Raw genomic sequence first — 6,223 nt, forward strand, 5'->3', positions numbered from 1 at the left:
GCCATCCACATACGGGTATCTGTGGACGACCGGGCGCGTCGCATCTCTTCTCAAAAGCGAGTTGATGATAGGCTACTATGTCTACCAAGGTGGGCCTGATGATGGAGTGATCGTAACCTTTTCCATCCGGCCGTCTGGCCGCATCACATTGATATCCAAAACTTCCTTCATTGCTGGTATAAACGCGAATGTCATCGGGCCCGTTGATGACGATCTGACAGCGGTAGCCATCAAGCTTGATCTCATGAATCCACCCATCGCCTGACGGTGGCTTGGGCATCAGGGTTGGCAGCATCGGCGGAATGAACTCGAGGCGGCCGGCGCCGGTACTTACAATTTTACGCACCCAGTCAATACTAGGTACAAAGCTTATATTAGCCAGAGTGAACGTAACGATTTCCGCGTTGATGCCGCAACGAAAGCTGTTTGCCCACGTTGCCATTGATCCGAAGCTCCACCATGAGGTTCACATGGCCGACGACAAGAGCACGCGTGACCGAGACCGCCTGGGGTCCAGCCAGGACTACGACGTGGAGCATTTCGCGCAGCAGAATGACATCCCCGTGGATCAGGTCCCCGAACTGATCCGGGCCAGCGACAATGACCGCGCGGGCGTTGCGGAAGCCACCAAGGCCCTCCGGCGGGCGGGCGGCCGGAGCCGATCCGACGGCAAGGGAGATCCGCCAAAGAGCACGAATGCACCTCGGCGAAGCGAAAACTGATTGCCAAAAAAGGTGATGTCTCCAATGGGCGAACGAAATTCGGCCACCGACAGACCCGTCATCCTGGCTCGCTGCCATCCGCAATCAATCGGTAGCGGAAATGATTGCGAATGTGGTCGTTAAAGTAGCGGCCCTTCGCGAACGCGGCTTTGAATGCCGCAAAGGTCTCCGGCGGTACTCCCTCAAACTCGTACCGCTTGCCGCTGGCGACGAACCACACGGAAAGGACCTTGCGCTCCGGATCGTATTCCGTTTTGCGAATCGAGGTAGAGGGCATAAAGATCAACGAGCGGAAAAGCCGTCGTGTTCCCAAGAAGCCAGCCGCCAACAGCTTTGCGACCGTAGCTCTAGCTAGAACGCCGTTTGTGTCTCAGAGGCGCGACAACGCAAGTTCACCGGCCCGGCCAAGCGCCGACTATTTGACAAGCGCGCAAATGGCATATGCTGTCAGCGTCCAACCTGTTGGGGACGTAGTGGCTACATGCGCTTGTGCTACCCACCCCGGAGCTGGGGAAGTAACCGGCAAGCTCCTAGAAATTAGAGCATTTGAATTTGACGCGCTGGCACCGCCACCTATTACGACTTTTGGCTTGGGACACCAAGCCTGTGCGGACTTGTCTGGGCTTGTATCACTGGCACTTGCATAGTGGGTGATTTCCCAACCGCTGACGCCGTCCTTCCCCGCTGGACCCTCAGCCCCCATTGCACCTTTAGGACCCTGCTTGCCGGGCAGACCTGGTGGACCGGCAGGCCCTTGGGGCCCTGGGGGGCCCGCCGTTGCGCAACCTGCAAGCAACGCGACACATGCTAGAGTGGTAATAATTCTCATGACCACCTCCCCGGTTTCCCGGTGAGTTTGACGACAAAAACATTCGCCAAATCGCGCGAATGTATCACCACGCGATTGTCGTGGATAGGAACGCGATCGGCGGCGAACGGAACGTCGTATATGCGCCGTGACGACGGGCAGCCAGCAATCGTGGCGGAGAGTGTTGACGCGCTTCGCGATCAGCCGGCGTAGTGAGCGCATGATCTCCCCACGCATCCAGCCGGCCTCCCCGATGAAGGTCGACGGCAAGATCGGTTGGAGCACCGTAAGCGTGAAGCTCACCCCATCTGGCGCGGCTTGATATGGCTTTTGACCGCATCAAAACCCCGCATCGCGCGGGGTTTTTTCGTAACGGCGCCAAGGCGCGATGGAAAGCGAAAGTAGCGTGGATCTCGGCTTGAGTGTCTATTCCAGACGGAATTCGACAGCGTGCGCTTCAGCATCGGTAATGAGGCCACCGTCGACGGCGGCTTCGAATGCTTTGGCAAAATACTGATCATCGGAAGTCTGGTGATTCTGGCCCGAAAGATCGATCGGATACGCGCCGATCACCCTGCCCGTGATTTTCTCGACTACCGTCACGGTCCGCTGCATTGGTTGTTTCTCCAATTAAAAGGAACCTATAGCACAGAGAATAGGAACATCCACGACACCCGCTCGCGAGCGGCTTCGAAACATTCGAACTACACCACCCGATGGGACGATCTTCAAGGCGCAATTCCGACAACCGCCTGAAGCATCCGCAAGGCGACCAAGCTATGCTGCTTTCGGCATCCGCGACGTGAATGTCGCTCTGGTAATCGCAATCGTCGTGCCAGTATTGCCCGTGACGGTGTCAATGCGTGCTTCAAGCTGTTTGACAAGTGCCTCCACGATCGCTGTCCCCAATCCGGCATTTGGGACGTCGCCAGCGGCTTTGCCCCAGCCATTGTCCGATACGGTCAACTTCCAATCCTCAGCGTCGGTCTCATAGGTCACCAAAATAAGCGCATCGGCCTTTTCCATGGGGAACGCATGCTTGATGGCGTTGAGAACGAGTTCGGTCACGATCAGGCCAAGGCTCACGGCCTTCTGGGAGTCTATTCTTCCATTTTCCGCCGTAACCTTGACGGCAATAGCCTGTGCTTCCCCGACCATCGAAGTGGCCAAACCGCTGCAAAGTTTCGACAGGTAAGAACCAACCTCGATTTCGTCGGCACCGGTCGAGGCATGGAGATGCCGCTGCACTTCGGCCACGGACAGCACGCGTTGATGGGCATCTTTCAGGTGCTGCCGCGTTTCATCCGACGTGACGGACCGAGCCTTCAGCAGCAGAATGCTGGCGATGATCTGCAAGCTATTGGCAACCCGGTGTTCCATTTCGCGCAGCAGCACATCCTTCTGCCGCAGCAGGTCTTCGGTGCGGCCGAGGAGCTCTTCCTTTTCCCTTTCGATAGCGCGGCGCGCCGTGATGTCATTGAAGGCGAGCAGGATGGTCGCGGCCGAACTGTGGTCGTAGAGGACCTTTCGCGCGTTGAGCAGCATCGTGCGCCGACCGATATTCGGGAAATCATGCTCGACCTCGAAGCCGTCCATGGCGGTCTTCTCGGGAATGATCGTCTCCAGGAGCAGGTGAAGTGCTGGAATGTCCCACTGGCCGTCGCCCAGTGCGTAGAGCAACGAGCCGTGCGTCTGCTCGGGGTCGACTTTGAAGGTCTGATAGAAGGAGCAGTTGGCCGCCAGCACGCGAAAGCTCTCGTCGAGCACGAGGAAGGGTTCGACGATCGTATTGACGATGGCCTGCGCCAGCGTCTGCGCGTCTTCGATATTTGCAATGGGGTGGAACAAAGGCTTCCAGGCCGATCCAGGGGTTCTTTCCCCTTGATTTTCTTTCTATCGGGTCGCCAGGCATCTGTCGCGAATTGAATCGGCCTGACACCACACAGCGCGCGGCCGGTCCACATGGGCATTTTTAATCAATGGCCTTGGAACGCCCAAGACGCTAACACCGGCTCGATGAGCCCCAGCACGCTTCAAGCATTCGATCTCCCGGAAACCACTCTCGAACTCGATGATGATGCGCTCTTGGATATCGTGCAGCGGCAGACGGTACGCTATTTCTGGGAAGGCGCGCATCCGGTCAGCGGTCTTGCCCGCGACCGGCAAAAGACCACAGGCGATCCCGCCAACGATCTCGTGGCGATCGGGGGGTCCGGTTTTGGTATTGCGGCCATCATCGTTGCGGTCGAACGCGGATGGATCGACCGCGTCGCAGCTTTATCGCACTTGCATGGCATGCTCGATTTCCTGGAAAACTCCCCGCGCTATCACGGCGTTCTTCCGCATTTTATGAATGGGCGCACTGGTGCGACTATTCCATTCCGCCGCAAGGACGACGGCGCTGATCTGGTCGAGACCACCTTCCTGTTTCAGGGTCTGATTTGCGCCCGCGAGTATTTCGTCAGGGCGGCAACCGAAGAAGTGCGCCTCCGCCATCGCGTGGACGCGCTGCTGTTAGAGGCCGAATGGAACTGGTTTGCACGCGGGACCCGGCAACTCATGTGGCACTGGAGCCCGAACTTTGGCTGGGCGATGGGCAGCCCGATCAAGGGTTGGAACGAATGCCTGCTCACTTTCGTGCTGGCGGCGGGATCGGCACGCCACCCCATTGATCCGGAGCTCTATCACGAAGGTTTTGCTGGTGGTCCCGGGTTTCTGAACGGGCGCGACCATGATGGGATCGTGCTGCCGTTGGGAATGAATTCTGGTGGTCCGCTCTTCTTTTCGCATTATTCTTTCTGCGGGCTCGATCCGCGAAACCTGAGTGACCGGTACGCCGACTACTGGCAGCAGAACCTCCGCCATACGCAGATCAATTATCGGCATTGCGTCCGCAACCCCCATGGCCATTCGGGATACGGCCCTGACTGCTGGGGTCTGACCGCGAGCCATGGGCCGCGAGGATACATCGCGAGTGCACCTGACAGGGACTTTGGCGTAATCACCCCGTCCGCTGCCCTGTCGAGTTTCCCTTATGCTCCCGGGGAAGCGATGCGCGCACTGCGCGGTTTCCTGACCAAGCCTCGAAACCGCATATGGGGCCGCTTCGGCTTTGTCGACGCGTTTTGCGAACCTCGCAACTGGTACTCCCGGACATATCTGGCGATCAATCAGGGGCCAATCATCGCAATGATCGAGAACCATCGTACAGGGCTTTTGTGGAGGCTGTTCATGGGCGCGCCGGAAGTACGCAGGGGCTTGGCGAGACTGGGCTTCACCAGCCAGCACCTCGACACATCAACGTCTGGCCAGGGGCCACGAGCTGCCGCGGGTATGGTTCCACTGGGTTGCACTTAGCGCCGCAGGGTGGTTTTGTCCCTGAGTGATCTGCTGGCAGGTCGGAGCAGTTCGCGAAGCGCGTCCCGCCGCGTCCTAGCTACTGCTCAGGATCGCGAAATGTCAGCGACTTGGTCTCGAGAAAGTCTAACTGCGGGCTCGAAGCGCTGTCACGTATTCCCGAAAACGATAGAATAGATAGCGGCACCAATAAATAACGCAGTCGACATTCTCATGAATAGCTGAAATGAAAAATACTCTCTCATCGCGGCCTCCCTTGTTTCTTATTAATTTTTCTCGGCCAAGATTTGACCATATCACATGAGGATACGATCTGGTAATTTATATTGGCGTCACGACGAAGATGATCAAATCAACGTCTGCGAGGAGTGCGTCGGCCCAGCATGTCAAAAGCGCGTGTCAAAACCATCCGTCTTCCCCTTAATTCCTGGTGAATCAGGCTGACGCGCTCCTCAGGAGGCCGCATAGGGAGGATTTGATGGCAGATCTAGGCACTGATCTAGCCCGCCGTGCCACCGGGTGCAGCGGATTTTTGCGTTATGGATCTCTCATCGCCCCGCAAATAACCGAAACCAAGCGGTCGCGCGCACTTTTGTGGAGCGCGCCTTTTGGGCGCCAGGCAAGGAAGTCGTCCATACTCATCCAGTCCACCGGATCTGAACCGGCTTGGGGTAGCTTGAATTCTACATAGAGATGCAATCCCCCGGCACGAAGACGACCCGCCACGTTCCGTTGGCATCGGCGGCAAGAGTGCAGGTGAGAGAGGTCATGGCAGAAACTCCTTCGGTACGAGCTTGCCAGACTGTCCGGGAAATTCCATCGCAACAAGTAAGTATTGACGCGCCGAGAGGTGCGGCGAATTGGGTTCGCCGTGGCTTGGCTTGATTCCGGCGGGCTGATCAGGCCTGGCCGAACTGGAATGCGGTCAGATCGTCATGGTCTCACAACGCTCCCTCGATCACCATGCCGGCGCGGATGCCATCAGCACCAATAGGATGACGGGCCAGCGCGATCGACCAGCCTTGGCGCGCTGTTCAGCCCGGCCCATGCCGGACAGCACGGCGACCAATGCCACCAGCTACACCACGGCGCGGGACTCGCGCTTTCGCCCTCTTCGGGAGAGATGCAATGTCGGTCCAAGGCACCGCTCGTCCTGCCGACCTCGCCATGTTGACCAAAGCACTTGATGGCGCTGCCGTGGGCAAAACTCTTGAAAAACATCCGCAACTGGAACTGTACACGCCTACATTGCTAGCACTACTTTGGCAGTTTTTTAGTTCTGGGAGCGTTTTGAGGATTCCCAAGAGCGGTTTTGCGTGATTCATGAGAGGTCGGC

7 protein-coding genes are annotated in these 6,223 nt (G+C 57.8%); 3 read left to right on the top strand and 4 right to left on the bottom strand.

Going from position 1 to position 6,223, the window contains the following annotated elements:
• Positions 1-442 (bottom strand): DNA ligase-like domain-containing protein (locus tag NKJ17_RS33345; protein WP_502906598.1); only part of this gene is annotated, 442 nt, incomplete at its 3' end.
• Between the two features lie 28 nt (positions 443-470).
• On the opposite strand from NKJ17_RS33345, the gene NKJ17_RS33350 reads away from it, so the two are divergent.
• On the top strand, positions 471-722 hold the full coding sequence (locus tag NKJ17_RS33350; RefSeq protein WP_352691954.1) for a hypothetical protein: 252 nt from the start codon (positions 471-473) through the stop codon (positions 720-722).
• A 58-nt stretch (positions 723-780) separates the two neighbouring features.
• Here the strand turns inward: NKJ17_RS33350 and NKJ17_RS33355 are convergent, their stop codons facing one another.
• The 3 genes from NKJ17_RS33355 to NKJ17_RS33365 all read right to left on the bottom strand — a co-directional run bounded on the left by NKJ17_RS33355 (position 781) and on the right by NKJ17_RS33365 (position 3,378).
• Positions 781-1,050 carry a KTSC domain-containing protein gene (locus NKJ17_RS33355; RefSeq protein ID WP_352509278.1) on the bottom strand — a complete coding sequence of 90 codons (270 nt, stop codon included), beginning with the start codon at positions 1,048-1,050 and terminating at the stop codon, positions 781-783.
• 906 nt (positions 1,051-1,956) lie between these two features.
• Positions 1,957-2,145, bottom strand: a complete 189-nt coding sequence (locus NKJ17_RS33360; protein ID WP_352509277.1) for a hypothetical protein — start codon at positions 2,143-2,145, stop codon at positions 1,957-1,959.
• A gap of 162 nt (positions 2,146-2,307) precedes the next feature.
• The gene (locus tag NKJ17_RS33365) at positions 2,308-3,378 is read right to left on the bottom strand and encodes a sensor histidine kinase (RefSeq protein ID WP_352509276.1); all 1,071 of its coding nucleotides are present in this window, start codon (positions 3,376-3,378) and stop codon (positions 2,308-2,310) included.
• A gap of 114 nt (positions 3,379-3,492) precedes the next feature.
• On the opposite strand from NKJ17_RS33365, the gene NKJ17_RS33370 reads away from it, so the two are divergent.
• The gene (locus NKJ17_RS33370) at positions 3,493-4,887 is read left to right on the top strand and encodes a glucoamylase family protein (protein WP_352509274.1); all 1,395 of its coding nucleotides are present in this window, start codon (positions 3,493-3,495) and stop codon (positions 4,885-4,887) included.
• A gap of 1,128 nt (positions 4,888-6,015) precedes the next feature.
• A complete protein-coding gene (locus NKJ17_RS33375) occupies positions 6,016-6,207 on the top strand; it encodes a hypothetical protein (RefSeq protein ID WP_352509273.1) in 192 nt (63 codons plus the stop codon).
• The last annotated feature ends 16 nt before the right edge of the window (positions 6,208-6,223 follow it).

It is taken from the genome of Mesorhizobium sp. M0208 (assembly GCF_040322015.1).
Lineage (GTDB): Bacteria > Pseudomonadota > Alphaproteobacteria > Rhizobiales > Rhizobiaceae > Mesorhizobium.

Excerpts from the sequence above, each read along its gene's own strand:
- NKJ17_RS33350 (WP_352691954.1), top strand. The coding sequence starts at position 471 with ATGGCCGACGACAAGAGCACGCGTGACCGAGACCGCCTGGGGTCCAGC.
- NKJ17_RS33360 (WP_352509277.1), bottom strand. The coding sequence starts at position 2,145 with ATGCAGCGGACCGTGACGGTAGTCGAGAAAATCACGGGCAGGGTGATC.
- NKJ17_RS33370 (WP_352509274.1), top strand. The coding sequence starts at position 3,493 with ATGGGCATTTTTAATCAATGGCCTTGGAACGCCCAAGACGCTAACACC.
- NKJ17_RS33375 (WP_352509273.1), top strand. The coding sequence starts at position 6,016 with ATGTCGGTCCAAGGCACCGCTCGTCCTGCCGACCTCGCCATGTTGACC.